General features: G+C 35.1%; 22 protein-coding genes, 1 tRNA gene and 1 pseudogene. 17 read left to right on the plus strand and 7 right to left on the minus strand.

The features are described from left to right. Window positions 1-14: 14 nt before the first annotated feature. On the minus strand, window positions 15-614 hold the full coding sequence (locus ABWU38_RS01190; protein WP_353272333.1) for a COQ9 family protein: 600 nt from the start codon (window positions 612-614) through the stop codon (window positions 15-17). 6 nt (window positions 615-620) lie between these two features. After that, window positions 621-2,027: a UDP-N-acetylmuramoyl-L-alanine--D-glutamate ligase gene (gene murD / locus ABWU38_RS01195; RefSeq protein WP_353272334.1), complete on the minus strand. Its 1,407-nt coding sequence runs from the start codon at window positions 2,025-2,027 to the stop codon at window positions 621-623. Between the two features lie 524 nt (window positions 2,028-2,551). Between murD and ABWU38_RS01200 the strand changes: the two genes are divergently transcribed. Beyond that, window positions 2,552-3,511: an IS5 family transposase gene (locus ABWU38_RS01200; protein WP_353272271.1), complete on the plus strand. Its 960-nt coding sequence runs from the start codon at window positions 2,552-2,554 to the stop codon at window positions 3,509-3,511. 43 nt (window positions 3,512-3,554) lie between these two features. Beyond that, window positions 3,555-4,028: pseudogene (locus ABWU38_RS01205) on the plus strand (transposase); the annotation flags it as partial. A 19-nt stretch (window positions 4,029-4,047) separates the two neighbouring features. Here ABWU38_RS01205 and ABWU38_RS01210 read toward each other — a convergent pair. Beyond that, entirely contained in the window at window positions 4,048-5,331 is a 1,284-nt protein-coding gene (locus ABWU38_RS01210; protein ID WP_353272335.1) for a M16 family metallopeptidase, read from the minus strand. 1 nt (window position 5,332) lies between these two features. Then, on the minus strand, window positions 5,333-5,941 hold the full coding sequence (locus ABWU38_RS01215) for a superoxide dismutase (protein ID WP_264687915.1): 609 nt from the start codon (window positions 5,939-5,941) through the stop codon (window positions 5,333-5,335). 858 nt (window positions 5,942-6,799) lie between these two features. On the opposite strand from ABWU38_RS01215, the gene ABWU38_RS01220 reads away from it, so the two are divergent. The 11 genes from ABWU38_RS01220 to dapA all read left to right on the plus strand — a co-directional run bounded on the left by ABWU38_RS01220 (window position 6,800) and on the right by dapA (window position 16,450). After that, complete coding sequence (locus tag ABWU38_RS01220) at window positions 6,800-7,537, plus strand: hypothetical protein (protein WP_353272336.1); 738 nt, start codon at window positions 6,800-6,802, stop codon at window positions 7,535-7,537. A gap of 213 nt (window positions 7,538-7,750) precedes the next feature. Further along, window positions 7,751-8,041, plus strand: a complete 291-nt coding sequence (locus ABWU38_RS01225; protein WP_253309210.1) for a GIY-YIG nuclease family protein — start codon at window positions 7,751-7,753, stop codon at window positions 8,039-8,041. 234 nt (window positions 8,042-8,275) lie between these two features. Then, window positions 8,276-9,283 (plus strand): tRNA (adenosine(37)-N6)-threonylcarbamoyltransferase complex transferase subunit TsaD, encoded by a 1,008-nt coding sequence (tsaD, locus tag ABWU38_RS01230; RefSeq protein ID WP_353272337.1) that lies wholly within the window; start codon window positions 8,276-8,278, stop codon window positions 9,281-9,283. Between the two features lie 558 nt (window positions 9,284-9,841). Further along, window positions 9,842-11,587, plus strand: a complete 1,746-nt coding sequence (locus tag ABWU38_RS01235) for a type I secretion system permease/ATPase (protein WP_353272338.1) — start codon at window positions 9,842-9,844, stop codon at window positions 11,585-11,587. Next, complete coding sequence (locus tag ABWU38_RS01240) at window positions 11,580-11,705, plus strand: hypothetical protein (RefSeq protein ID WP_264687919.1); 126 nt, start codon at window positions 11,580-11,582, stop codon at window positions 11,703-11,705. The genes ABWU38_RS01235 and ABWU38_RS01240 overlap by 8 nt, the downstream gene beginning before the upstream one ends. A gap of 205 nt (window positions 11,706-11,910) precedes the next feature. Further along, window positions 11,911-13,350, plus strand: a complete 1,440-nt coding sequence (locus tag ABWU38_RS01245) for a hypothetical protein (RefSeq protein WP_253309206.1) — start codon at window positions 11,911-11,913, stop codon at window positions 13,348-13,350. A 4-nt stretch (window positions 13,351-13,354) separates the two neighbouring features. Beyond that, window positions 13,355-13,963 (plus strand): hypothetical protein, encoded by a 609-nt coding sequence (locus ABWU38_RS01250; RefSeq protein ID WP_253309205.1) that lies wholly within the window; start codon window positions 13,355-13,357, stop codon window positions 13,961-13,963. A gap of 4 nt (window positions 13,964-13,967) precedes the next feature. Beyond that, window positions 13,968-14,783: a hypothetical protein gene (locus tag ABWU38_RS01255; protein WP_253309204.1), complete on the plus strand. Its 816-nt coding sequence runs from the start codon at window positions 13,968-13,970 to the stop codon at window positions 14,781-14,783. 110 nt (window positions 14,784-14,893) lie between these two features. After that, window positions 14,894-14,967 (plus strand) — tRNA-Arg (locus ABWU38_RS01260). Between the two features lie 67 nt (window positions 14,968-15,034). Beyond that, window positions 15,035-15,508 (plus strand): single-stranded DNA-binding protein, encoded by a 474-nt coding sequence (gene ssb / locus ABWU38_RS01265; RefSeq protein WP_096616007.1) that lies wholly within the window; start codon window positions 15,035-15,037, stop codon window positions 15,506-15,508. A 9-nt stretch (window positions 15,509-15,517) separates the two neighbouring features. Continuing rightward, window positions 15,518-16,450: a 4-hydroxy-tetrahydrodipicolinate synthase gene (gene dapA, locus ABWU38_RS01270; RefSeq protein WP_253309202.1), complete on the plus strand. Its 933-nt coding sequence runs from the start codon at window positions 15,518-15,520 to the stop codon at window positions 16,448-16,450. Here dapA and ABWU38_RS01275 read toward each other — a convergent pair. The 3 genes from ABWU38_RS01275 to ABWU38_RS01285 all read right to left on the minus strand — a co-directional run bounded on the left by ABWU38_RS01275 (window position 16,440) and on the right by ABWU38_RS01285 (window position 20,720). Beyond that, on the minus strand, window positions 16,440-16,985 hold the full coding sequence (locus ABWU38_RS01275) for a hypothetical protein (RefSeq protein ID WP_265017317.1): 546 nt from the start codon (window positions 16,983-16,985) through the stop codon (window positions 16,440-16,442). The genes dapA and ABWU38_RS01275 overlap by 11 nt on opposite strands. Before the next feature lie 167 nt (window positions 16,986-17,152). Beyond that, a complete protein-coding gene (locus ABWU38_RS01280) occupies window positions 17,153-18,094 on the minus strand; it encodes an Rpn family recombination-promoting nuclease/putative transposase (protein WP_309166848.1) in 942 nt (313 codons plus the stop codon). 712 nt (window positions 18,095-18,806) lie between these two features. Then, complete coding sequence (locus ABWU38_RS01285; protein ID WP_353272339.1) at window positions 18,807-20,720, minus strand: ATP-dependent helicase; 1,914 nt, start codon at window positions 20,718-20,720, stop codon at window positions 18,807-18,809. 260 nt (window positions 20,721-20,980) lie between these two features. Here ABWU38_RS01285 and ABWU38_RS01290 point away from each other — a divergent pair, with 260 nt between their 5' ends. The 4 genes from ABWU38_RS01290 to nuoL are packed head-to-tail and all read left to right on the plus strand — an operon-like array spanning window position 20,981 to window position 24,898. After that, window positions 20,981-22,099, plus strand: coding sequence for a hypothetical protein (locus ABWU38_RS01290; RefSeq protein WP_353272340.1), 1,119 nt, complete (start codon window positions 20,981-20,983; stop codon window positions 22,097-22,099). A gap of 60 nt (window positions 22,100-22,159) precedes the next feature. After that, window positions 22,160-22,747, plus strand: coding sequence for an NADH-quinone oxidoreductase subunit J (locus tag ABWU38_RS01295; RefSeq protein WP_253309432.1), 588 nt, complete (start codon window positions 22,160-22,162; stop codon window positions 22,745-22,747). Further along, a complete protein-coding gene (gene nuoK, locus ABWU38_RS01300; protein ID WP_019236815.1) occupies window positions 22,738-23,046 on the plus strand; it encodes an NADH-quinone oxidoreductase subunit NuoK in 309 nt (102 codons plus the stop codon). The genes ABWU38_RS01295 and nuoK overlap by 10 nt, the downstream gene beginning before the upstream one ends. Window positions 23,047-23,050: 4 nt before the next feature. After that, complete coding sequence (nuoL, locus tag ABWU38_RS01305) at window positions 23,051-24,898, plus strand: NADH-quinone oxidoreductase subunit L (protein ID WP_353272341.1); 1,848 nt, start codon at window positions 23,051-23,053, stop codon at window positions 24,896-24,898.

Here is a 24,898-nt window from a genome sequence, read left to right on the forward strand (position 1 = left end):
GTATGATGAAAAGCTTATAAGAAATTTCCTATGATTCCTTTTAAGCGAGTTTTGAATTTTTGAAATGTCATGACATTGTTGATACGGTTATCAAGAAACGATAAAGTATCCGCAAAATCTTCTGAATAATCATTGATAAAAAAAAGTATCGTACTTAAGTACACTCCAGCTAATATTGCTCTTTTTGTATAGTAGTTAAAATCTGTTGATTGGTCATGAATGCCATACCAAATCGCGCTAATAGTTCTGTATAAAAGTTTACTAGAAAAATATGTATTTTTTGGTGATACGGAGAATGATAAAACATTTTTTAAAAGTTCTCTATAATTCGGTAGCTTAGCGTAGTTTGAAAGGCGTATTTGAATAGCTAATTTTACCCGCTCTCGCACTTTCATATCTTCTAAATTGGAATTTCTTAGTTCAGCTTCCATTGAGCTATTTAAGTCCTCTGCTATGTGCTCCAAAGCGCTATATATTCCATTCTGAAATTTGCAAAAGCTATTAGCTAGATTAAGGTCTGTGCAAATTTTTAATAGGGTTTCATCGCTTATCCCTTCAAATGGAATAACCATAATTAGCTTATCTATTATTAACTTTATTTCATCTTGTTCCACGCAACATTATACTAAACAGCATGTGTGATTGTACCTGAGATTTTCAAACATTCTACAAAATGCTTCACCACGTTCCTCGAAATTTTTCCATTGATCAAAAGAAGCACACGCGGGAGAAAGTAATATAGTTACTTCTTCTGCGCTATTTAAGGCCTCTTCAAAAGCCAATCTGAATGCATCTTCTAGATTGCAACATCTAACATAATCTACTTTATTCTCCATAGTGTTTGCAAAGGCTTCGGTTGATTCTCCAATAAGAAAAGCTTTTCTAATCCTCGTGAAATGCTTGCTTAATGATTCTATTCCACCTTTTTTGCTTCTTCCACCAACGATCCAATTTATGTTTTCATAAGATAAGATCGCCTTTTCGCTCGACTTTGCATTAGTTGCTTTGCTATCGTTCACGAAAAACACATTTCTTATTTTGCCAAGCAGTTCATTCCTATGCCTCAGTCCTGAAAAGGACTTGATTCCATTGATAATAGTGTTGCTATCTACTCCAAGTAGCTTACATACGTCATATGCGGCTGCTATGTTTTCTGCGTTGGATATTAGGTTTATTTTCACGTCGCTTACTGATAAGCTATGACTCTCTAGTTTTAACGAGATCTTCTGGATCCGAGTAGTCAAGCACTGGGATGACAAAAGAAGTGGCTGGAATGACAAAGAGGATGACATCGAAGCTGAGATTGGAATTTTGTTTCCAGTGAATTTGTTGAATATGTCAGCAGTAATCTCATTGTCACATCCTATTACGGCAACCTCACTACCGTTTATCAGTTTTAATTTAGTTGCTATGTAGTTCTCCATACTTCCATGCCTATCTATGTGATCTGGTGTAATATTGAGCAGTGCTGAAATGTCCACGTTAATTTCATTCATCAACTCCAATTGAAAAGAGGAAAATTCAATTACATAAATTTCTGCATCTCTTTCTAGATCCAAAACAGGAACGCCTAAATTTCCACCAATAGCTACTTTTTTCCCTGCAGATTTTAATATGTGCCCTATTAGTGATGTAGTGGTTGATTTACCATTTGTTCCTGTGATGCCTATTACCTTCTGGTTCGTAGTTTTAGCTTCAAGAAATAGCTCAATGTCTGATTTTATTTTGCAATCAAATCTCCTTGCAAGTTTTACTATCCAATGTGGCTCTGTTGGCACTCCAGGGCTTAAAACCAATGCACTGATCTCATGCCAATTGTATTCCTTGGGATGAATAAAATTACATTTTTTATACATCATTTTTGCATTTGCTATTTGCTCTTCATGATCATCCCATGCATATATTCTTGCACCACTCTTTATTAGAGCGTTAATGGCGGATAAACCAGTTTTACCAAGACCAAAAACCGCGACGTTTTGATTTTTGTATTTGTTTAGTTGCACTGCTAGATAACTTATGCGAACCATTTTATAAAGATATCGTACAAACTACAACAGACTTCTTGCATAGGTCACAACTGTCATTCAGTAGAAACGAAAAAACTTCCTTGACAAACTCCGCCAGCCCCCTTATTGTAGTATTAAGGGTATTTATGACTCAAAACTTGTTTTTGATCCGCGCGGGCTCAACAACAAAATTCAGTAAAAAAACTCAGGTATTTATTGGCGGATTACATAAAATTATAGCGGCTGCATGTCTTTTAAATTTTTTCTACATTCAGCCAAATCGCGCTTAAACTAAGCGTCAGCACATTATTACAGCGCCACTTACAGTAATATAGAGTCAAAACTCGCTACTCGGGGCTTCTTTTGCCTTTTTTTTCGTTTGGTAAATTTCTTAAATATTTATAGCTAAACGACAACCGTCATCCCGCATGGCTTTGTTGCATAGCTAGTGTTGGTTGAGGTTATTGTAAGAAGAAAAGCTTTTTAATATATGGCTACTAACGCATTTTGTTGTAAAATAGGCATTTTTCAAACAAGTACAACTTATGCCACAAAAAATGAGAGTAAGTAACCAAAGAGAATATAACGAGTTTCTCAAAAAAAGAGGAAATGTTTTTCATTTTGTTAATCAAGCCATAGAAAATTGGTATGAAAATAGTCCAAAAGTTGCAGGTGGCAATAACACTTATAGTGATAAAGTTGTAATTTTAATACACATAATAGTTCATCTTTTTAGAATTGGCTTGAGACAAGCTGTAGGTTTTGTAAAAGGTTATATGGTACAAATAGGCAAAAAACTTAAGATTATCAGCTATACACAAGCTTCCAGAAGATTTAAAAAGCTTAATTTGAAGATTGATGACCATAGAAGCAATAAAGATGATCTGGAAAATGTTGAAATTGCCGTAGATAGCACTAGAGTTAGTATCTACAATAAGAACGGTGGGCATAGTAAGCTTAATATTCGAAAAAGAAAATACAGTGGTTATGGTCAAGTAAGAAAATTACATGTTGTTTTAAACATAAATGATAAGAAAGCAATAAGCATGAACTACACTAGTGGTGTTGCTGTAGACTATTTGCCGGTCTGCGATATGTTAGAAGAAGTCAGTGATAAATATAACATTTGTTCTATTCGAGCAGATGCGGCTTATGATATAAAAAGTGTGTATAAAGAATGCAGAAAATACAATATTGTGCCTATTATTCGCCCTAGGAAGGATACTAAAATTTGTTTAGCTGACTACTTATCAGAAAGAAACAAGTATATTAGTAGAATTAGGTCATATGAGAATTATGAAGATGGTATTAATGAATGGAAGAAAAAAGTTAAGTATGGAGCACGGTCTTATATTGAAGTCTTTTTCTATAGGTTGAAGCAAATATTTGGGTTTGGCTTGAAAAATAAATCAGAGGTAAATCGTGAAAAAGAGCTGTTAATTAAGTGCTACTTATTGAACAAATTTACTGATATAGGTATGGCTAAATTTAAATTAGCTGCGTAAATTCACTGTGATTTACATGCCTATCAGTGCTATGCAACAAAGCCATGCGGAAGTGCAGATGTGTATAGTGCATCAGATACGCAACTCACTGAAGTATGTGGCCAGTAAAGATGCGAAGAGTTTTTTGAGCGATTTAAAGAAGGTATATCAAGCTTCAAGCAAGGAAATTGCCGAGAATTATCTGTTGGAATTGGATGAAAAATGGGGCACAAAGTACCCTATGGTTATAAAATCTTGGCAGAATAATTGGGAAAACTTGTCTGGTTATTTTAAGTATTCTGGTCCAGTTAGGAGGATAATCTACACCACCAATCCCATAGAGGGGCTACATAGGCAAATTAGGAAATTCACTAAGACCAAAGGCTCATTTACCAGCATAAATGCCTTGTATAAGCAGGTATATTGTGCTATAAAGAAGGCAGAGGAAAAGTGGACGATGCCTGTACATGATTGGGCATTAACTATCTCTCAACTTGATGTTTTCTTTCCTGGCAGATTGAAAATTGAGTTGAACTAAAAATGCGGTTTGACACAGTTTATTTAATACTCCCTTTAAGCATAGAAACCACTTTATCGTAACTTGGCAATGATTTAATTTCTCCAATTGCAGCTAGAGTGGTTTTTTCATGCTGAGATAACAATTCTTTTGCTGCTTTTTTTACGTTAGCAGTGGTAACTGCACTAATTTTTTCTATTAATTCATTTTTACTGATGTACCTATTATAGTTACCATAGTAGTGCCCCAATGTTTCAGCGCGTGAGCTAACACTTTCGCGTGACATTAAAATTTGGGATTTTATTCGCTCTTTCACTCTATTTACTTCTTCTTCCCTCAGATTATCTGTAGACAGCTTCTTCAACTCTGTCGTCATAGATTTTAAAAGCTTATCTAAGTTACTACTATCTGTGCCAGCAAAAATGGAAAACATCCCTGTATCAGTGTAGCTGGAATTAAATGAATAAACAGAGTAAGCTAATCCCTGCTTTTCCCTTACTTCCTGGAACAGACGTGATGACATTCCGCTCCCTAATATAGAATCAAGCACTTGAAACGTGTGATATTTATCGTCATAACGAGAAACGCTAGGTAGACCAATTAGCAAGTGCACCTGATCTAATTTACGATGTTCTAAATACTCACCACCAGTGTAGCTCGTCGCATTTTGGCTTTTTTTCAGCTTTTTAGAATGAATCTTTGAGAGAAAATCTTTGGTTAATGCAACAACTTCTTCATGTTCAACATTTCCTGCAACGGCAAATAGCATATTCTCGCCAAAGTAATGCTCATTTATGTAGTTATTTAGATCTTCTCGAGTAAAAGATTTTACAGTATCTTGCGTGCCTAAGATTGACCTGCCGAAAGGTTGATCTTCATAAGCTGCCTCAAAATATTTATCGAAAACAATGTCACTTGGTGAATCATTAGTTTGAAAAATCTCTTGTATTACAACGCCCTTCTCACGTTCCAATTCATCTTCTGGAAATGTTGAATTCATCAATATATCTATTAATATATCAATACCAGTTTTTATGTCTTTCTTGAGGACTTTTGCATAATAGGTGGTGCTTTCCCTACCGGTGCTGGCGTTGAAAACCCCACCTATGTCGTCAAAAGCTTTTGCAATTTCAAACGCAGTTCTTGTCTTCGTTCCTTTGAAAGCCATGTGTTCTAGAAAATGGGATATTCCATTTTGATTTGCACTTTCCGCTCTACTGCCAACACCAACTCGTATGCTTAAAGCTACGGAATCAACATCACGCACCTGCTCAGTTATTATGCGCAGACCATTATCTAATTTTGTTACCTGAGGTGTATTCATCTTATGTATTCTTTTTTAAATTTTCTTCTGCAAAATCCCAATTAATCAAATGGTCAAGGAAAACTTTTATGTAGTCAATTCTACGGTTTTGACAATCTAAATAATAGGCGTGCTCCCAGACATCCATAGTGAGTAATGGAACTTGGCCATAAATTAATGGCAAATCTGCATTTGGAGTTTTGGTGATTTTGAGCTTTCCTTTTTCGAGCACTAACCATACCCATCCACTACCAAATTGGCTTACTCCATGATTGGCAAATTCCCCACAAAACTTATCAAAACCACCGATATCATCTTGAATTTTTTTTGCCAGAAAACCATCATCTTTAGGTTTACCACCACCATTCTTCTTCATTGAATTCCAATAAAAAGTGTGGTTCCAAACTTGCGCTGCGTTATTAAATATGGGAACTTTATCGCTATTACCATGCACTTTTGTTATTAATTCCTCAATTTTCACATGTTGATAATCTGTATTTTCAACTAGCTCGTTGAGTTTATTTAAATATCCTTTGTGGTGCTTATCATAATGAAAATCTAAGGTTTTTGCAGATATGTAAGGCTCCAAAGCTGTTTTATCATATGGTAATTCAGGTAAAGTAAAACTCATGACAATCTCCTTATTTTTGACCTACTTGGATGGTATTGTAATATGTGCTCTTGTGCAACATATAATTAATAGCTAAAACATTAGGTATCTATTGCATTATTCTAAGTTTTATATCACAATAATGATTATTATATAAGCCATAGAAACGGATTAAATACAAAAACTTCCTTGACAAACTCCGCCAGCCCCCTTATCATGGTATTGAAGGTATTCAGTTATCTTCATCTGTGCAGATTAAACAGCAAAAAAACAACGTACTTGGCGTCTTATTTTTAATTTTTCGCACTATGTGCACCTTATGTCTTCACAATATTTCTAGGTTTTTACCTACACAAGCTGAAACGCGCTTATAAGTCGTTTAAGACAGTATAGTACGCCAATTTGCAGGATTAGAGAGTGACAACTAGCTAACGCGGGGTTTCTTTTGCCTTTTTTTCTGCTTAGTAAATTTCTTAAACATTTAAACTAAGGTGAGTTGCATTTAAAAGCAGCTAAATTGCAGTGTTTAAGACTTAAAAAACGCCAAATACTGAAAATAGATAATGACCAGGGCTTCTTTTGCCTTTTTTCTTCGTTTAGTAAATTTCTTAATGTTTATAGCTAAAGTAACTTAGGTTCATCGACAATCGTCATCCCGCTACTTGTTAGCGGGATCTATGCTAAGAGATACCGCGAATGAATCGCGGTATGACGGTTCGTGACGGTATGACGGTTCGCGGTGGCATCTCGTCATCCCGCTACGTGTTAGCGGTATGACGGTTGTCAGTAAACCTGAATTACTTTAGCTATGCAATGAGATTTCCTAAAAAACACTTTATAGCTCTTGAGTATAAAAAAAAATTCCTTTAATAATAAGGCATGCTAATCAGGAATTTAATCAAACAAGCGACTAAAGTAGGAAGCAGTGAAAATGCAATACGATATATTGAGTATCTCTATCAATTTGAGAAGTTTAGAAACACATTAAACCTCACTTTATCACTAATAAAGCAAAATAAGCTTTCGTTTGAAATATACCAAGAGGGATTAGTGGATATGGAAGAAGGGGTGTGTAAGACAATCAGGTCTTCCGGTGTAAATAGGTATGTTATTGTGCTGAGAAGGTCAAATCCATACATTATAGTGCATGAACTTTTACATATGGTTGAAAATGAGCTTAACTTGAGCCTAGAGCAGGAATTTCTCCATAAGGTTTACCAGGATATTGAGCAGAATTTAAGGCAAGCAAATGTTCTTGTGCAGAAAATTATTAGCCAAGTTATATTTAAGGAGATACAAGCTTATCAAACTGCAAAGTCACGCGCATCTGAATTGTTTGCACGCTATTTTGAGCTATTTGCTTGGGCACAAGAGGTTTATCCTAAGGATAAAGAATACTTAATTCGCACTCAAGATTTAAACAAAGTGTTCCTTGCTACTGATCAATGGAAAAAGAGCTGCCTGGATCCACAAATGATGGATAGAATAGATAAGGAAATCAAGGAATACAGCAATAAAACCGCCACTAAAGACGTAACCAAAGTGCAAAGCAGTTGGACTAATAAATTTTCTCCTGGGGGCAAAAAAATTAGCTCCATATTTGGAGATGATGATTAGCTTATAGTGCAGGTTTTCCTACGTCATACCGCAATTCATTCCACGACTGTACGAACGTCTAGTTTAGTGATAAAATGTATATAATTATTGATGTCATTCAAGCATTTACATTTGTTACATCAGCACTCACATTTGTCATCTCAGTCTCCTCTTCCTGTCATCTCAGTCTCCTCTTCCTGTCATCCCAGTGCGTGACACTGGGATCTAAATTTTATGAAAAACTATTATATTTATATACTTGCAAGTAGACACAATAAGGCTCTATGTATAGGTGTTACGTCGAATTTAATTAAACGAATTTGGGAGCATAAGAACAAGGTTATTCCCGGTTTTACGTCGAAATATAATGTACAAAAATTAGTTTATTTTGAAGAATTTCAAGACGTAGATTCGGCTCTTGATAGAGAAAAACTTCTAAAAAGTTGGAGAAGGGAATGGAAAATCAATTTAGTTGCAAGAAAAAACCCAAATTGGTATGATTTATATTACGAAATTACTAAGTGAGATCCCAGTGTCACGCACTGGGATGACGAGAGAGGAGACCTGGAATAACAAGAAAGTGCTCCATCTCAATAGCGCAATGTTCATACGATTGTAGATTCATTCGCGGTATCTCATCAGCTAACAAGCAGCGGAATGACGGTTGTCGGTAAATCTTTTAGCTATAGAAGTTAACTTTGCAGTTAACTTCTACAGCGTTTCAAGGTATAGTTTTTATAATAAAGTGCTCGAATATACATGAAAACCATTTTAGCTGTTGAAACAAGCTGCGATGAAACTGCAGTAGCGATTGTAAATAGTGACAAGCAAGTCCTTGCTCACGAAATTCTCTCCCAAGCAGAACACAAAAAACGCGGTGGGGTGATCCCTGAAATAGCCTCACGTGCTCATATGGAGCATTTAAGTGGTCTAATAAAAAGCGCCGTGGAAAAATCTAACCTTAACTTTTGTGATCTCAGTGCAATTGCAGCAACATCAGGACCAGGACTCATAGGTGGATTAATAGTTGGTACAATGATGGCTAAAGCAATTGCGCATGTAGCACAAAAACCGTTCATTGCAGTGAATCACTTAGAAGCGCATGCATTAGTTATTAGGTTACTGCATGAGGTGAAATTTCCGTTTTTAGTTCTATTAATATCAGGTGGTCACTGTCAATTTTTAATTGCACAGGATGTAGGTAAATATATTAAACTCGGGGAGACACTTGATGACTCGTTAGGAGAAGCATTTGATAAAGTTGCTAAGATGCTGGGTTTAAGCTATCCCGGAGGGCCATTAATTGAAAAGTTAGCTAAAAAAGGCAATGGTGCAAGATTTAAACTGCCAAGGGCGATGATAAAACGTTCTGGATGTAACTTTTCGTTTTCTGGAATCAAGACAGCAGTAAAAAACTTAGTGCAGAAACTCGAAATGAGCGAGCAAGATGTGTGTGATGTGTGTGCTTCGTTTCAAGAGTGTATTAGTGACATACTGCTGGACAGGGTTAGTAATGCGATTATTATGGCCGAATCTTTAAATATCAAAATCAATGACTTTGTGATTACCGGCGGAGTTGCAGCAAATAATTTTTTGAGAGAAAAACTGAAAGAACACATAAACTTAAACATATTTTTCCCCCCTAATAATCTATGTACAGACAATGCAGTAATGGTTGGATGGGCAGGAATTGAAAGGTTACAGAAGAATTATATAGATCCACTTAATTTTGCACCAAGACCTAAGTGGGAGTTAGAAAGTTATTAAAAACTCTCAATTCTGAATTATAGCTAAAGTGACTTAGGTTTACCGACGATTTGAAAAACGACAAATTCGTCATTCCGCTACGTGTTAGCGGAATCTACGCCGCGAATGAATCTATAGCTGTACGAACATTGTGATTTGAGAACAATTTCCACAAGGGATGACAGCTACCCTGACAACCGTCATCCCGCTACGTGTTAGCGGGTTCTCTTGTTAGCGCCGTGGCGGTATGACGTAGGATTGCTGTCATTCCGCTGCTTGTTAGCGGATGAGATACCGCGAATAAATCGCGGTATGACGGTTTGCGGCTGCATGACGATGGTTTATACCTCGTCATCCCGCTGCTTGTTAGCGGGATCTCTTGTTAGCGCCGCGGCGGTATGACGTAGCTCAGCTATAGGCAATGAAGGAAATATTAACTATACTTCTTTTTACCATTGTTTATATTTCCTATTCACATATATTAATATTTTACTCACTTAAAGCAGGCTAACTGCCGTTATTAATATTTTTGTAATAAAAATTGTATATGGTGCATGTAATTAAATTAAGAGGAAGATTGTGGAAATTACGCCATCAATAAAAAAAGAATTGAAGCAAAGTACTCTATATATTTGCCTAGAAAAATGCAAAAGTGCATTTTGGTTTATCTTTTGGTTTAGTGCGGGAATCAATTTATTAATGTTATTTCTACCACTTTATACCTCTCAAGTGCTTGATCGGGTGATATCAAGCGAAAGTGTATTAACACTAACTATGCTGACAATTATCACTTTATCTGCATTTGCATGTTCTGCAATGCTTGAAACTTGTCGATATTTAGCCATGGCAAAAATAGGTGATTGGATCGATAAAACTGCAACACCAGATCTGATAGTAAGGTCAATCAGGCTAACGTCAGTGCAGAGCTCAACTTCAAGTGGTGAAGCAATACGAGATCTCGGGGTAATAAAAAATTTCATTACAGGAAATGGTATATTCTCACTGTTTGATACTCCATGGTCGTTAATTTACCTTGTTGTGATTTTCATGATACACACCTCCACGGGGTTTATAGCTATTGCTGGAATCATTATATTAGTCTCTATGGCAATATGGAATGAACTTGCCACTAAACGAATATTACAAGAAACCAACGAAGAAACTATACGGAATATCAATGCTATAGATGTTGCAACAAGAAATGCAGAAGTAGTTGAAGCTATGGGCATGTCAGAATTCATAGTCTCTGATTGGTGTAAACGAAATGATCAGAATCGAGCAATGCAAATTAAAGCACAAAATCGCTCTAATGTAATTACTGGAATCACTAAGTTTTTGCGCTCAACTCTGCAAATATCAGTAATTGGAACAGGTGCATTACTTGCAATTACAGCTCATAAAACTGCTGGTAGCATCATCGCTGCTTCAATTTTAATGGGTAGAGTATTAGCACCATTTGACGCTGCGGTTCATACTTGGAAGTTTTTAAATCAGGCTAGAATGTCATATGGAAGGCTACAAAGACTTATATTAACATCACCAAAAAGAGAGCAAACGATGGCTCTACCAGAACCTGAAGGAAAATTGGAATTTGATAGAGTATTTTTTACTCCTTATGGAAGCAATAAGCCAACAGTAAAAGGAATATCATTTATTATAGAACCAGGGGACGTAGTAGGTGTGATTGGTGCAAGTGCTTCTGGTAAATCCACTATCGCAAAATTAACTGTTGGTGTATGGAAGCCAATATCTGGTGTAGTCAGACTAGATGGCGCTGATGTATATACTTGGAATCGAGAAAATTTTGGTAATTATGTTGGCTACTTACCTCAAGATATTGAGTTATTTAACACTAGTGTCAAAGCTAATATTGCTCGCATGAGACCAGATCCAAATCCTGAAGAAATAATCAAAGCAGCAAAAATTGCAGGAATACATGAACTAATACTAAGCTTACCAAATGGATATGATACAACAATAGGAGGTCCTGGAGGAGTAACGCTCTCTGGCGGCCAAAAACAGCTTCTTGGACTTGCCAGAGCTTTTTATGGTCACACAAAACTTTTAGTACTTGATGAACCAAACGCTAACTTAGATAGCAATGGAGAGGCATGCTTAATTAATGCAATTGGCATTGCAAGAAAGCAAAATACTACTACTGTTATCATCACTCACAAGCTACCGTTATTGTCCGTAGTTGATAAGGTGATCCTCATGTCAGATGGTGTCATTTACGCTATGGGACCAAAAGATGAGATTTTGAGCAAATTAGTTGCTCCATCATCAAATACCAAAGAAGATGAGCGCTCTTCAGCAAATGGTTAGTTTACTTACACTAAATTCTGTATCTGAAATAACAACTGTTCCAGTATTACTAGAAATGTTTACCATTAGAAATAATATTACAAGAATAGTAAATAGATTAATAACTCCTATTAATTAAAGTTAATCGGCAGATAGTGTATATTTCTAATTAATGAGTTTTCTTAATTTATTAATTAAATAGCTTAATATTAGTAGTGATTTTATAAAAAAATTATAATATAAATAATGTTGCTGCGAAAATTTATAACAATATTTCCCTCTAACGTTTAATGAATTTCAATAAATTGCCTTTTTAATTCTAGATAAGTATATGCTTTGTTAATATGTTTAGTTCAAAATCCAAAAGTAAGTTTATGCTTTCTATTGGAGAAGAAGGCATAATGTTACTATATTTTAAAAATAATACTTTAAATAAAAGGTATTTTGTTAAGGGCAAAAACGATAAAGCAGTTTCCGATTTAATTTCATGTCTTTCATCAGACAAAAAAGCACCTTTATACCTGGTGCTTAATCATGCAGATCAAAATTACTCGCTACAGTTTATTACAAGGGCAAACAAGATTAGTGCCTATCTATCAGCAAAAACAAAGATGGAGCATTTTTCTCGTAATAATGACATAAGTTCAGTTTTTTTGGTTGAGAAGCCAAACAAATTCAATCAAAACTGGTGCTATCTTCTTGTTTCATCAAAAGCAAAGCATTTAGTAGAATATTGGTTGAATGTGTTTATTGAGATAGGCTCCAACTTTAAGGGAATATTAATGTTTCCTATAGAAATAAGTAATATAACAAAAAAGATTCTACATAAAGATCCTAATAATTGGAAAATTATAGTTGCTGCAACTAAAACGGGAGGCTATAGACAAGTGGTTCTTAAAGAGAATAAAATGATATTTACGCGTTTAGTACCATTTACTAATGATAATTTACCAGGAATTATTGCTGGTGGAATATATCAGGAAGTGCAAGATACTATTCGATCCTTAACTAAGTTTGGGTTTGAAAAAAATAACCCTATCGACCTTTGCATCATAGTGTCAGAAGATATTAAAGCTAGTTTATCAGTCATAAATTTTTCAGAGAACAGTGTGAACATATTAACTCCATATGAGTTAGGCAAACTATTAGGAGCAGAACTAGCTATAAGTGAAAAAGATAACTTTTGCGATACCATAATTTTGTTTCACAGCTTTAAGAATAAATTAGCAGCTATTTTTAATACAAAGGAAACTAAAGAATTTTATCTATTCAATTATCTTTATTTAAACTCTCCTCAAATTTTTCTATACTTCGCTTTGGTTTTAGTCGTAATTAACGCCCTTTGTTTGCTAAATTTGTATTCAAACTTCAGTGTCGCTGATAATTTATCCGCAAAGCAGAGCACCTTAAATAACCAATTAACAAAACTTAGCCAAAGCTATAATGTAAAAAAAATAGATGAAATTTATGATTTTATTAATATCAATAATATTTTATCAAAAATAGAATACTCTCCTCTTACACAAGTTAAGTATGTAGAAAAGTTAAAAGTACCAGGTATAGAGCTTCGATCATTTGAATGGAATTATAATGAGGCAAAAAGTTATATTACCACAACTTTAAGGTTTAATTTTCGATCCGGTAAAAATATTTCCTATCAATACGAGAAACTACGAAAAAATTTAAACGATAATTTTCGTACCTATGACATTAATATTTCTAACTTACCTGCTGCTAAAGGGCAAAATCTATCTATTGATGTTGAAATAGGAGAGGCAATGTAGATTAATGACTATCTCTCAATTAAAAAGAAAAGCTACAATTCAGTTTATATCGTGTTTGTTATTATCTGTTGGATTAATAGGGTTATTAACATATGTTGTTATCTATAACGAAAAGGTTTATAATAAAAACCAAATTGCGATTGATAAAATACGTTCTATTAATTTACAGATTACTGGAATTCAAAAAAAGGAAGTTGTTCTAAATAAAAACCTAGATTTATGGAAAAAAATTTCTTCTTCAAATTTACACAGTAGCAGATACATTGCAAATTTAAATTTCGAGCTTAGCAGGTTATATAAAAAGTACTATATATTAGAACCTGAAATATCAATTTCTATACCCGAAGAAGTTGAGCTCCACAACAAAAGTGAACGCACAAAAGTAATAAAAAGTGAAGTGGTCCTAAATTTAAGTTCAATCAGCGATAAGCATATTTTTTTATTTCTACAGTCTATTCCAAATCTGCCCGGTTATGTTATGATCAAATCTCTTATTTTAAACAAGCAGAGAAATATTGATGCTGCAACTATGAATCAAATTTTGAATGGTAATATGATAGAGATAGTGAGAGTTAATATAGTCTTTGATTGGTATACTATATTAAGTAGATAAGGTGATGAACATAAAGCTGTTTTTTATTTTTACGCTACTCATTTCCAATGTTAATGCATATTGCAGTTGTGAAGATATCATAGAAAGCATAGAAATTTGTAAGGAGTATTCTTGCCGACAATATATTGGCAATGAAGATTTTATTGAGCATAAAATATTAGGATTAAATAGTGGAAATTTATGCGTATATATAGAAAAACAAGGTGATGATGAAATGGTTTGTCATCATTCTCAGTATGGAATGATGATAGAAAAAAGATATTTTGAAAGTATTCTTAAAGTTGGCAATCAAGAAATCGATGATTTTATTGATATAGCAAATTTGCGTGCAAAAGAGTGTTTCTTTATTAACAATCAAAAACTAAGCTATACAGATCGGGACGATATAATAAGAGAAGCAGTGGAAAGTGACTTTGACGTTTTGTCACAATATAGTAACGTAAAAAGCATTTTTTTTGATGAAGAGCCAGTTAATAGAATGGTCAATGAAATGGAAAAGTTCAATTTACGGTCTTCAAGAGCTGCAAAAGAGGAGGTATCAGATAATTTCAACTGTAAGGTAGTGAGTTTAGACTCAATTTTATATCTTTCTTCCGATACATGGAAAATATGGGTAAATGGAAAGCTGTTTATAAATACTAAGGACTTAAAGGTGCACTCAGTCACTGAAAATTGTGTGACTTTTGTATGGGCCGTAGATCAAAAAGCAATAAAAAAGCATGCGAATGATTCTCAAAATGTATATCTTGGACATGGGAGTGTTATGTTTACGCTTTATCCAAAACAAAAATTTGACTTGGATAGCTTATCTATTAAATAATTTAGTATATAGCCAAAGTGACTTAGGTTTACCGACAATTTGAAAAACCGTCATCCCGCTGCTCGTTAGCGGGATCTCAACATAGATACCGCGGGTGGGTAGCTATATATGCGCTTGTAGCTCAGTTGGATAGAGCGTTGCCCTCCGGAGGCAAAGGCCGTGGGTTCGAATCCCTCCAAGCGCACTTTTAATTAAATTTGACAATAGTACTTTCACATAAGATAATAAAGGGATTTATTTAGAGCATAATTATGTCTGGTGGTACCATAAACAAAGTCATATTAGTTGGTAATTTAGGAAAAGATCCTGAAATTAGGACTACACAAAATGGAAAAGAGATGGCAAGTTTTTCAATAGCCACGTCTGAAAGTTGGACTGACAAACTTTCCGGTATGCGCTCTGAAAAGACAGAATGGCATAATATTGTAATTTTTAGTGAAGGATTAGTAAAAATCGTCAAAGATTTTGCACGCAAAGGCAGTAAAGTTTATGTTGAAGGTTCTTTGAGAACTAGAAAATGGACTGACCAAAACGGTAGTGAAAGATACACAACAGAGGTGGTTCTATATAATTTTAATAGCGCTCTTACTCTCTTGGATTCGCGACCAAATTCCGATTACAAGCCAAGTGAATACAAGCAAAATGAAACAGAACAAAAAAATAAGCACGAAAGTTTTGACAACGATATAAAAGATGAACTAATCGACGATGAAATACCATTTTAACAATTTAAATTGAAATTTATATTTTTATGGACTGCTTGTGTTACTCCTTTTAATTGCAATGGGGATGACATAGATTACCGCAGTTTGCAGCGTTTACTTACAATACAAGCTGAAGCTGAAAATGGCGTAGTGTTACTGGGTAGCACAGGTGAAGGCTTATCGCTTACTGATTCTGAAAAGCGTACATTAGTTGAATTTGTATGTAAGCTAAAATTAAATACGAAAATTATAATTGGTGTACCAGGAGTGAATCTATATCAAACTCTTGAATGGCTTGATTTTTGCAAGGGTATGCCTATTCATGGCTATCTAATGACAACTCCCATTTATGCAAAGCCCGGAATTATGGGGCAGACTTTATGGTTTGAAAAGCTGCTTGAGAAAGCACATGTGCCGGCTATGTTTTACAATATTCCATCGAGAGCAGGAGTGAGTCTTCACGCTGAAACTGTACGCAACTTATCCAGCCACGAAAAATTTTGGGCTATCAAAGATTCAAGTGGCACCGTTGATACTTTAGCTCAGTATAAGAAAGTTGCTCCAAATATTGAGGTCTTTTACGGAGATGATAATATGATATCCGATATGGCCGCTTATGGTGCGGCTGGTCTGGTTTCCGTTGCTTCCAATGTTTGGCCACATGTAGCACATGAATATGTTAAGCAATGCCTACTGTCATTCCAGCACGTAACTAGAAAAAAAACAACTCCTCAAATGACAGGAAATGACATGAAAAGTTCAACAGATATCTGGCAACAAGCTTGCAAAGCTCTATTTATTGCCAGCAACCCAATACCCACTAAAGCACTTTTGCATGATATTGGTCTTATAGAACATCAAACTGTCCGCCTACCACTCAGCACAGAAGACTTGCCTTCTGTTGAAAAATTGAGGCAAGCCAATAAAATGATTCTTGGATGGAAAGAACTGACTAATGACTAGGGCTAGGAACACAACCTGCACTAGCACCATTAACTTTCACACCGCTGTCAACCGAGCTACCTGGTGGTGTTGGTGGAGAAGAAGAGCGTTCAGTTATTGCACTAAAAAGTGACATAATAACTTTGCATGCTACTGCAGCTAAGACGGCTATAGCTAGGGGCGATTCAAGGCCAAGGGCAGCTAAACCTGCTCCAACTCCAAAAGAAACAACAGCCCCTGCTATAAGAGGTAAAACACACTTACTCAATTTATCAAACAATTCAGCTTTTTCATTTATCTTTTTTTGGTCATATATATTACCGTATATTTTATCGAGAGAGCTTCTATCTATAAGCAATAAAATGCCAACAAGCGTACACGCAACTAGCGGGAGCATAGAGCCAATCATCCCCCCTGCGATCAAAGGCGGTAAACTAGGACAATATTTAAGAGCTGTGATACTAGCTATAAGCCCTACAGACCCTATGGCTATTGCTGCATATGATGCAAACTTTTTTAGGTTTACCGACGATTTGAAAAACGACAAATTCGTCATTCCGCTACTAGTTAGTGGAATCTATGCCGAGATACCGCGAATGAATCGCGGTATGACGTGTTGCTTGGGTCAGCTATAGGACCTGTACCAGCACCATGACCTTACCCAGAAAAAATGGAGAGAAAGAAAGGAGTTTTTTTGTGGTAATCCAATCAATCCGTAACCGTTCACAGATTTCCACTTAATTCTTCAATCTCACTAATAGAAAGGCCAGTAAACTTGACAATAGTGTTGACATCAACATTATTAGCCAGCATTGCTTTTGCGACTTCAATTTTCCCTTCAATTTTCCCTTCAATTTTCCCTTCAATTTTCCCTTCAATTTTCCCTTCAATTTTTCCTTTCTCTATACCTTTTTGTATACCTTTCTCTTCAGCAAGATCAAGTCTGTATTCAAGAATGGCTTCTTCTTTCCGTAGATCCATTATTCTTTCTTCGTAAGCTACTAAATCTTTTTCGTTCCAACGAAACTTGTCTAATTCATCATATGCTAGCTTTATTATTGGCGCTTTTTCTGCAATTTTCTTTAGATCTTCATCTGTCGTTTCTTCAGCATATTTAAAGAAAAATAGCCAACGATCTACTATGCTTTCTAGCTGTTCTACTTTGCTTTTTGTAAATTTAGGTAACTCAATAAAGACAAATTGAAAATCTTTTAAGTAATGGCCGTTGGTTTTTATATCACGTATATTATGAGTAGAGATATAACCAACTTCTTCAGGAAGTAAGTTACAATTGGAAATAGCAATAAAGAAGACTTTCTTTAAATCAATGTAGTTGCCAGATTTATCTAATTGTCTTGAGTAGGCTTTAGCGGCATATAATTGAGCGCGTTTTTCGAAGCCCTTGTCTCTAGCGAGCTGCATTTCTGCTATATATCTATTTCCATGAGAATCCTTGCAGAGAACATCAACAATACTTTGTTTATCAGAGGCAACTTCGGGATCCATAATAGTGCTAAGAAACTCAACTTCTTGTATTGCATTTATCTCAGTAAACCCTAAAATATCGTTCAAAAAGTGGATCAGGATATTCTTATTTTTTTCCGTTCCAAAGATTTTTTTGAAACACAAATCATTGCGAGGATCGAGAAATTTTGAAAGAGCCATGGCAAAAATGCTTGAAAATATTAATAATTATACACTATTATTAACAATTATTCAACCATATTTTTGAAGATAGCTATAGCTATGCTGCCGCGGTATCTCTTAGCATAGATCCCGCTAACAAGTAGCGGGATGACGAGGATGCCGCCGCGAACCGTCATGGCTTTGTTGCATCGCTACTTATGAAAGGCTAACTATAGCTAGGATTATAAGCAACCTATTGAAAATCTTGTTTTTTTGCAATCAATCTGATCAAATTTAAGAATAGTAATTTATTATTTATATTAATAAACTTAATTCTATTGAAAATAGCTAAAGCATTGAAATTCTTGAATTTTAGCCGGATTAGTGAGTGGTAGTGAAATTTCTTTTACTCAAATTTAGGTATTCACTGACCGTTCTTGTTATAAATACCAGAATAATAAGCTACTGATATTCTCCATCTTTTTTATCTTTAATCCATCATAGCTAGCGATGCAACAAAGCCAACCGTCATAGCGCCGCGGCGCTAACTAGTAGCGGAATGACGGTTTTTCAAATTGTCGGTAAATCTAAGTCAGTTTAGCTATAGGCAGCAATTTTCTGTATTTATTTTAAATTGAAGAAAGCTCAAATGAAAGATCATGTTTTGCTAAAAATCACAGAATGCAGTCTGGTTACACATATAGTTGAAGTAATTCAGATTTGTAAGATATGTTTATCTGCAGTTATAGCTTCAACAGTAGGCGTTACTCTTGATTACCTCAACATTTTCTCTTGGCAATTCTTTAATGAACCGAGAAGTGCGCATCGGTTGCCACTGGTTGTTAATTTCCCTCCTATCTGCACATGAAATGATTAACCTTTCTTTGGCTCTGGTTATGCCAACATATGCGAGTCTCCTTTCTTCTTCTAAAGCTTTACCACTTTTATCTTCAAAAGATCTTTGATGAGGAAATAATCCCTCTTCCCAACCAGGTAGAAACACGCACGGGAATTCAAGTCCTTTGGCTGCATGAAGAGTCATAACATATACGGTGTCATCGTTATTCATATTATCCACTTCCATCACTAGACTTATATGCTCCAAGAAAGTTGTGGCATTATCGAAATTTTTTAAAGATGAGATGAGCTCCTTGACATTTTCTATTCGTGCTAAGCCTGTTACCTCCTCATTTTCAAGCATTTCAATATACCCTGATTGGTTTGCTACGATTTTAACGAATTCATGCAGTGGTTTTACGCTTACTATTTCTTCCCAAGCTTTAATTTTATTTAAAAAATCATTTAGTGAGAGTTTAATTCTTTCGGTTACTTGATTACTATTAACTAATATTTTTGCTGCCTCAAAAAAAGAAATTTTGTTATCCTGAGCAGTCGTGTATATTTTCTTTAGAGTTGTAGCTCCTATGCTTCTTTTTGGCCGATTTACGATCCTTTCGAAAGCTAAGTCATCGTTATTGTTTGTAACGAGTCTTAAATATGCAATTATATCCCTGACTTCCTGACGTTCGTAGAATTTTACGCCACTTATAATCTTGTAGGGAATTGAATATTTTATAAAATACTCTTCGAGAACTCTAGTTTGAAAAGTGGCCCTTACCAGCACTGCAATGTCACTAAATCTGTATTTATTGAGCTTTAATATCTGTTCGCTTATGAACCTTGCTTCAGCTTTTCCGTCCCATAATTTTATTAGATTTACCTTTTCCCCTTCAACGTTTGTTGTCCACAATTTTTTTTCTAGCCGAGTTTTATTGTGATTGATAACATATGACGCAGTTGCAAGTATGTGAGATGTTGATCTATAGTTACACTCTAGTTTGACAGTTTTTGCATTTTTAAAATCATCAGAAAATTTTAAAATGTTTTCAACTTCTGCACCACGCCAACTGTATATTGACTGATCGTCATCTCCCACACAGCAAATATTTGAGTGCTTTTTTGCAAGGTATTTTAGCCAAAGATATTGTATTGCATTTGTATCTTGATACTCATCTACCATGACATACTTAAACTTGTTTTGGTAGTAGGACAGAACTTCGGTCTTTTGATTAAAGAGTTGTATGTTATATAGCAATAAGTCACCAAAATCGACAGAGTTAAGGAATTTTAACCTTTCCTGATACTGGTGATAGACTTTGAGTGCAATCAAGTATACTGATCTAAATGATTGAACGTCTTCCACTTCAGATGGCAACAAACACTTCTCTTTCCATTGCTGAATAATATTCATAATGGTCTTACATTTTTCTGATAGGTAATCAGGGCTGATTTCATTCATGATGTTTTTTATTACCTGTAATTGGTCATCCACACCAATAATTGTAAAATTGGAATTTAGCCCCACGACTTCAGCATGATGACGTAGAATTTTTGCTGCAATTGCATGGAAAGTGCCAAGCCATGGTATGTTTGTGCCTGTTAGCTCAAGTACCCTTGATACCATCTCATTTGCTGCTTTGTTTGTGAATGTCACTGCTAATATCTCATCAGAGTAAGCGTGACCGTTCCTAATTATGTGCGCTATTCTTGAAGTGATCGTTCTTGTTTTTCCGGTTCCGGCTCCTGCCAATATTAAAACCGGTCCATCTATGTTAGTTACAGCTAATTGTTGTTCTGGATTTAGCAGTGAGAGATAATCGTTCATTTGCAGCTCTATAGATTATAACTTCGTAAAGTTAAACCTATGATCGAAATATTGTAAAGGTTTTATTGAATAGAACAGTTAAAGAATGTCCTAGGTGTATGGTCCCACCATACCAATTTATTGTACTAATTCTAGTATAACCTGCCGGGACAATCTATTTCAGTTCCAATACCTTACATTATAAGGATACAAGTCAATAATTGACAATCACTGAGATACAGGCTAAAATGTTTATATGATAATTCTTGTGAGGAGGAAAAATGGATTTTGACAAATATATTAAAGGCAATGCACTTTTTATACATGGATGTGTTGCTGTAGATATAGTGGTTAAAGAGCTAGTAAGGTTTTTACAAAATGAAACACACATTACAGAACTTGGTCTAGAATGGTGTAAAATTGATGATGAAGATGCAAAAGAGTTAGCTAAGCTTACACATCTTACTTCACTTGATTTATCCATGAACAACATTAGTGATAAAGGTGCAAAAGCTTTAGCTAGTCTTACCAGTCTGACTAGACTTAACTTATTGAGTAACAATATTAGTGTTGAAGGTGCAAAAGCTTTAGCCAATGGCAAGCTTAAAAATCTCAAGCAGCTTAACTTAGAAAACAACAATATTGGTGATGAAGGTGCAAAAGCTTTAGCCAATGGTAAGCTTGAAAATCTCAAGCAGCTTAATTTAAAAAACAACAATATTGGTGATGAAGGTGCAAAAGGGTTGGCTGAAGGTAATCTTATCAATCTTGTTCAACTTAATTTAACCCGGAATAAGATTGGTAAAAAGGGCGCAAAAGTTTTAGCCAATGGTAAGTTTGAAAATCTCGAGCAGCTTAACTTAGAAAACAACAATATTGGTGATGAAGGTGCAAAAGCTTTAGCTAATAACAATCTTACAAAGCTTGAATACCTTAGTTTAAAAGACAACTACATTCGTAATGAAGGTGCAAAAGCTTTAGCTAATGGTAACTTTACAAAGCTTCAACATCTTATCTTAACCGAAGGTGTTGGTGATGAAGTTAGAAAAGAGCTAGAAGCTAAGCTTACAAATTGTACTGTTGTTGTACATTACCATAATCAAAATCTACCATTCAGTCCTGAAAACAATAGCAAATATTATGCTGGCTACAGTACAGCAATTGGCTTATTTTTAGGTTTGAGCATAGCATATCTTGCAGGAGCTGCTGCTTTAACTCCTGTTGTTGCTGTTGCAGTATTTATTGCAGCCACTGTTGTTGGTGCACTGGTGGGTTATGGTATTGGAAAATTTTGTGAAAAGGTCAGTGAAGAGAAGCAAAATGATCCTGATATGAGTATGTGTACTGCAATTAAGAATGTCCTTATCCCTGAGTGTTTAATCCATAAGGTAGGCATTTAGTATTGACTTTACAACGATAGTCACTTTAAATTAGTAATTGTTGTTGCAGTTAAAGTATCGATGCCTTTTTTCTTTTATTTTTTCGCAATTCTTAGCATTTTATCTGCTGTTTGTGTAATTAGTGTAAGAAATCCTGTGCATGCAGTATTATTTTTAATTTTCACCTTCGTTAATTCTGCAGTTCTTTTTATTCTCCTTGGAGCTGAATTCATTGCTATGATGGTGCTGATAGTATATATCGGTGCGGTTGCAGTGTTATTCCTTTTTGTAGTTATGATGCTCGATATTGACTACATAAGGTTGCGCCAGGGTTTTGCGAAGCATTTCACTCCTGGTGCTATATTATGTGTTGTGTTTTTTCTGATTATCAGTTTTGTAATCCGCAGCTCAACGCTGAATATAAGTAATGTTATAAACTATAATGCCAATAACGTGAAAGCTATCGGTAATTTGCTCTACACTGACTACATGTACGCTTTTCATCTTTCTGGTATTCTGCTGCTTGTTGCAATTGTCGGTGCAATTGCTCTTACTTTGCAGGACAAGAAAAAAGGAGTTAAAAAACAGAATGTATTAAAGCAATTGACACAATCTTCATCTGTAAAATTGGTTAAGGCTAAATTTGGAAAAGGAGTAGAATGGAAATAGGATTAAATCATTTTTTGATAGTTGCTGCTATTTTGTTCACTATTGGGGTGTGCGGTATTTTCATTAACCGTAAGAGCATAATCAATATACTGTTATCAATAGAAATATTATTGCTGGCGATTAACATCAATTTAGTTGCTTTTTCTGCCTTTATGAATGATATAGTAGGGCAAATTTTTGTGATGTTTGTGTTGACTGTTGCGGCAGCAGAGTCAGGAGTTGGGCTTGCAATATTGGTTGTATATTATAGAAGTCGTGGCAATATAGATGTTGAACAAGCGAACTTAATGAAAGAATGAAAGTATGATGGATATACTGAAATTAATAGTATTTTTGCCACTCTTTGGTTCGCTATTTGCAGCACTTTTTAGAAAAAGTCAGTTAGTTACAACGGCAGGGATTGGAATATCTGCAGTTTTATCTTGGTATGTTTTTCTCACCTTCTCTGAAAACTATCATTTAGTTTTATTTCCTTTGTTTTCATTAAGTGTATTAAAAGTAAATTGGGCAATTAGTGTGGATGCTCTCTCATCCTTAATGCTTATTGTTATTACCACCGTTTCACTAGTAGTCCACCTCTATTCTATCGGTTATATGGAGCATGATAAAGGGAAGTCGAGGTTTTTTTCTTACCTATCGCTATTTACGTTTTGCATGATTGTGCTGGTTGTAAGCGATAATTTCGTGCAGCTTTTTTTTGGCTGGGAAGGGGTTGGCCTATGTTCTTATTTACTCATAGGATTTTGGTTCCAAAAATATTCTGCAAATAATGCAGCAATTAAAGCATTTGTTGTAAATAGGGTAGGAGACTTTGCACTATTAATTGGAATCTTTCTTATTTATTATACATTTCACTCTTTGAAATTTACTGAAGTTTTTGACACAGCTGATCTTCTTGGCGCACAGAACATTAGGGCATTCTGCTGTGAATTTAAAATAATTCATATAATATGCATATTACTTTTTATTGGCTGTATGGGTAAATCTGCACAGCTTGGTTTACATGTTTGGTTGCCAGATGCAATGGAAGGGCCAACCCCTGTTTCTGCACTCATTCACGCAGCAACGATGGTAACAGCAGGTATATTTTTAGTAGCAAAATGTTCTCCATTGTTTGAGCTATCAAATGTGGCACGAGAATTAATAGTTATTGTTGGGGCACTTACTGCTTTTTTTGCAGCTACGGTTGCGATTACTCAGAACGATATAAAAAAAATAATTGCTTATTCAACCTGCAGCCAACTTGGTTATATGTTCATGGCATGTGGGCTTTCTGCTTACAATGTTGCTATTTTTCATTTAATGACACACGCTTTTTTTAAAGCTCTACTATTTCTTGGTGCTGGCAATGTAATTCATGCAATGCATCATGAGCAAAACATTCAGAAAATGGGAAATTGCTGGAAGAAAATCCCTTGCACTCACACTCTCATGTGGATTGGGTCTCTTGCGCTTTCTGGAATATTTCCATTTGCAGGTTTTTACTCAAAGGATTTGATAATTGAACATGCTTATAGCACGGATAGCTTTGCTTTTGTAATAAGCTTAGTTGTTGCATTCTTCACAGCGTTTTACTCTTGGAGGTTATTGCTTCTTGTGTTCCATAGCCAAAAACAAAGTAAAATTAATATACATGAAGCACCGAAGATTATGCTTATACCATTACTGATACTTGCTTTTGGATCGGTATTTTCTGGAGTGTGGGGAGCAAATATTTTGAACATAACTAGTAATGCGTTTTGGAAATCAAGTTTAATGGTGATTGATGAGCATGGAGTTCATAATTTCTTTATAAAACTACTACCAACCTTGGCAAGCCTAAGTGGAATAGCTCTTGCGTACCTGATTTACCAATATCAAGTAATTAGGCAAATTAAGAGTAAATTTTTACTTAAGTTTTTGCAGAATAAATGGTACTTTGATGAGGTGTATGAGTTTGTTATAATTGCACCGATAAGGTTTATATCTAGGCTTCTATGGAAGTTTGATGTTAAGGCTATTGATTCATTTGGACCAAATGGTGTTGTAAGGTTGGTTAACGAATGTTCAAAAAGTTCTATAAAGTTACAAACTGGTTATATATTTGATTATGCATTTATTATGTTTGTTACTTTAATAATCGGTGCTTTATATATTATTGGAATTAAATAG

This window comes from Wolbachia endosymbiont (group A) of Urophora cardui (assembly GCF_964028435.1).
Classification (GTDB): domain Bacteria; phylum Pseudomonadota; class Alphaproteobacteria; order Rickettsiales; family Anaplasmataceae; genus Wolbachia.

Bases quoted from the DNA above. Each gene is read 5' to 3' on its own strand.
- murD (WP_353272334.1), bottom strand. From the start codon at position 2,027: ATGGTTCGCATAAGTTATCTAGCAGTGCAACTAAACAAATACAAAAAT.
- ABWU38_RS01200 (WP_353272271.1), top strand. From the start codon at position 2,552: ATGCCACAAAAAATGAGAGTAAGTAACCAAAGAGAATATAACGAGTTT.
- ABWU38_RS01210 (WP_353272335.1), bottom strand. From the start codon at position 5,331: ATGAATACACCTCAGGTAACAAAATTAGATAATGGTCTGCGCATAATA.
- ABWU38_RS01215 (WP_264687915.1), bottom strand. From the start codon at position 5,941: ATGAGTTTTACTTTACCTGAATTACCATATGATAAAACAGCTTTGGAG.
- ABWU38_RS01220 (WP_353272336.1), top strand. From the start codon at position 6,800: ATGCTAATCAGGAATTTAATCAAACAAGCGACTAAAGTAGGAAGCAGT.
- ABWU38_RS01225 (WP_253309210.1), top strand. From the start codon at position 7,751: ATGAAAAACTATTATATTTATATACTTGCAAGTAGACACAATAAGGCT.
- tsaD (WP_353272337.1), top strand. From the start codon at position 8,276: ATGAAAACCATTTTAGCTGTTGAAACAAGCTGCGATGAAACTGCAGTA.
- ABWU38_RS01240 (WP_264687919.1), top strand. From the start codon at position 11,580: ATGGTTAGTTTACTTACACTAAATTCTGTATCTGAAATAACAACTGTT.
- ABWU38_RS01245 (WP_253309206.1), top strand. From the start codon at position 11,911: ATGTTTAGTTCAAAATCCAAAAGTAAGTTTATGCTTTCTATTGGAGAA.
- ABWU38_RS01250 (WP_253309205.1), top strand. From the start codon at position 13,355: ATGACTATCTCTCAATTAAAAAGAAAAGCTACAATTCAGTTTATATCG.
- ABWU38_RS01255 (WP_253309204.1), top strand. From the start codon at position 13,968: ATGAACATAAAGCTGTTTTTTATTTTTACGCTACTCATTTCCAATGTT.
- ssb (WP_096616007.1), top strand. From the start codon at position 15,035: ATGTCTGGTGGTACCATAAACAAAGTCATATTAGTTGGTAATTTAGGA.
- ABWU38_RS01275 (WP_265017317.1), bottom strand. From the start codon at position 16,985: ATGACGAATTTGTCGTTTTTCAAATCGTCGGTAAACCTAAAAAAGTTT.
- ABWU38_RS01280 (WP_309166848.1), bottom strand. From the start codon at position 18,094: ATGGCTCTTTCAAAATTTCTCGATCCTCGCAATGATTTGTGTTTCAAA.
- ABWU38_RS01285 (WP_353272339.1), bottom strand. From the start codon at position 20,720: ATGAACGATTATCTCTCACTGCTAAATCCAGAACAACAATTAGCTGTA.
- ABWU38_RS01290 (WP_353272340.1), top strand. From the start codon at position 20,981: ATGGATTTTGACAAATATATTAAAGGCAATGCACTTTTTATACATGGA.
- ABWU38_RS01295 (WP_253309432.1), top strand. From the start codon at position 22,160: ATGCCTTTTTTCTTTTATTTTTTCGCAATTCTTAGCATTTTATCTGCT.
- nuoK (WP_019236815.1), top strand. From the start codon at position 22,738: ATGGAAATAGGATTAAATCATTTTTTGATAGTTGCTGCTATTTTGTTC.
- nuoL (WP_353272341.1), top strand. From the start codon at position 23,051: ATGATGGATATACTGAAATTAATAGTATTTTTGCCACTCTTTGGTTCG.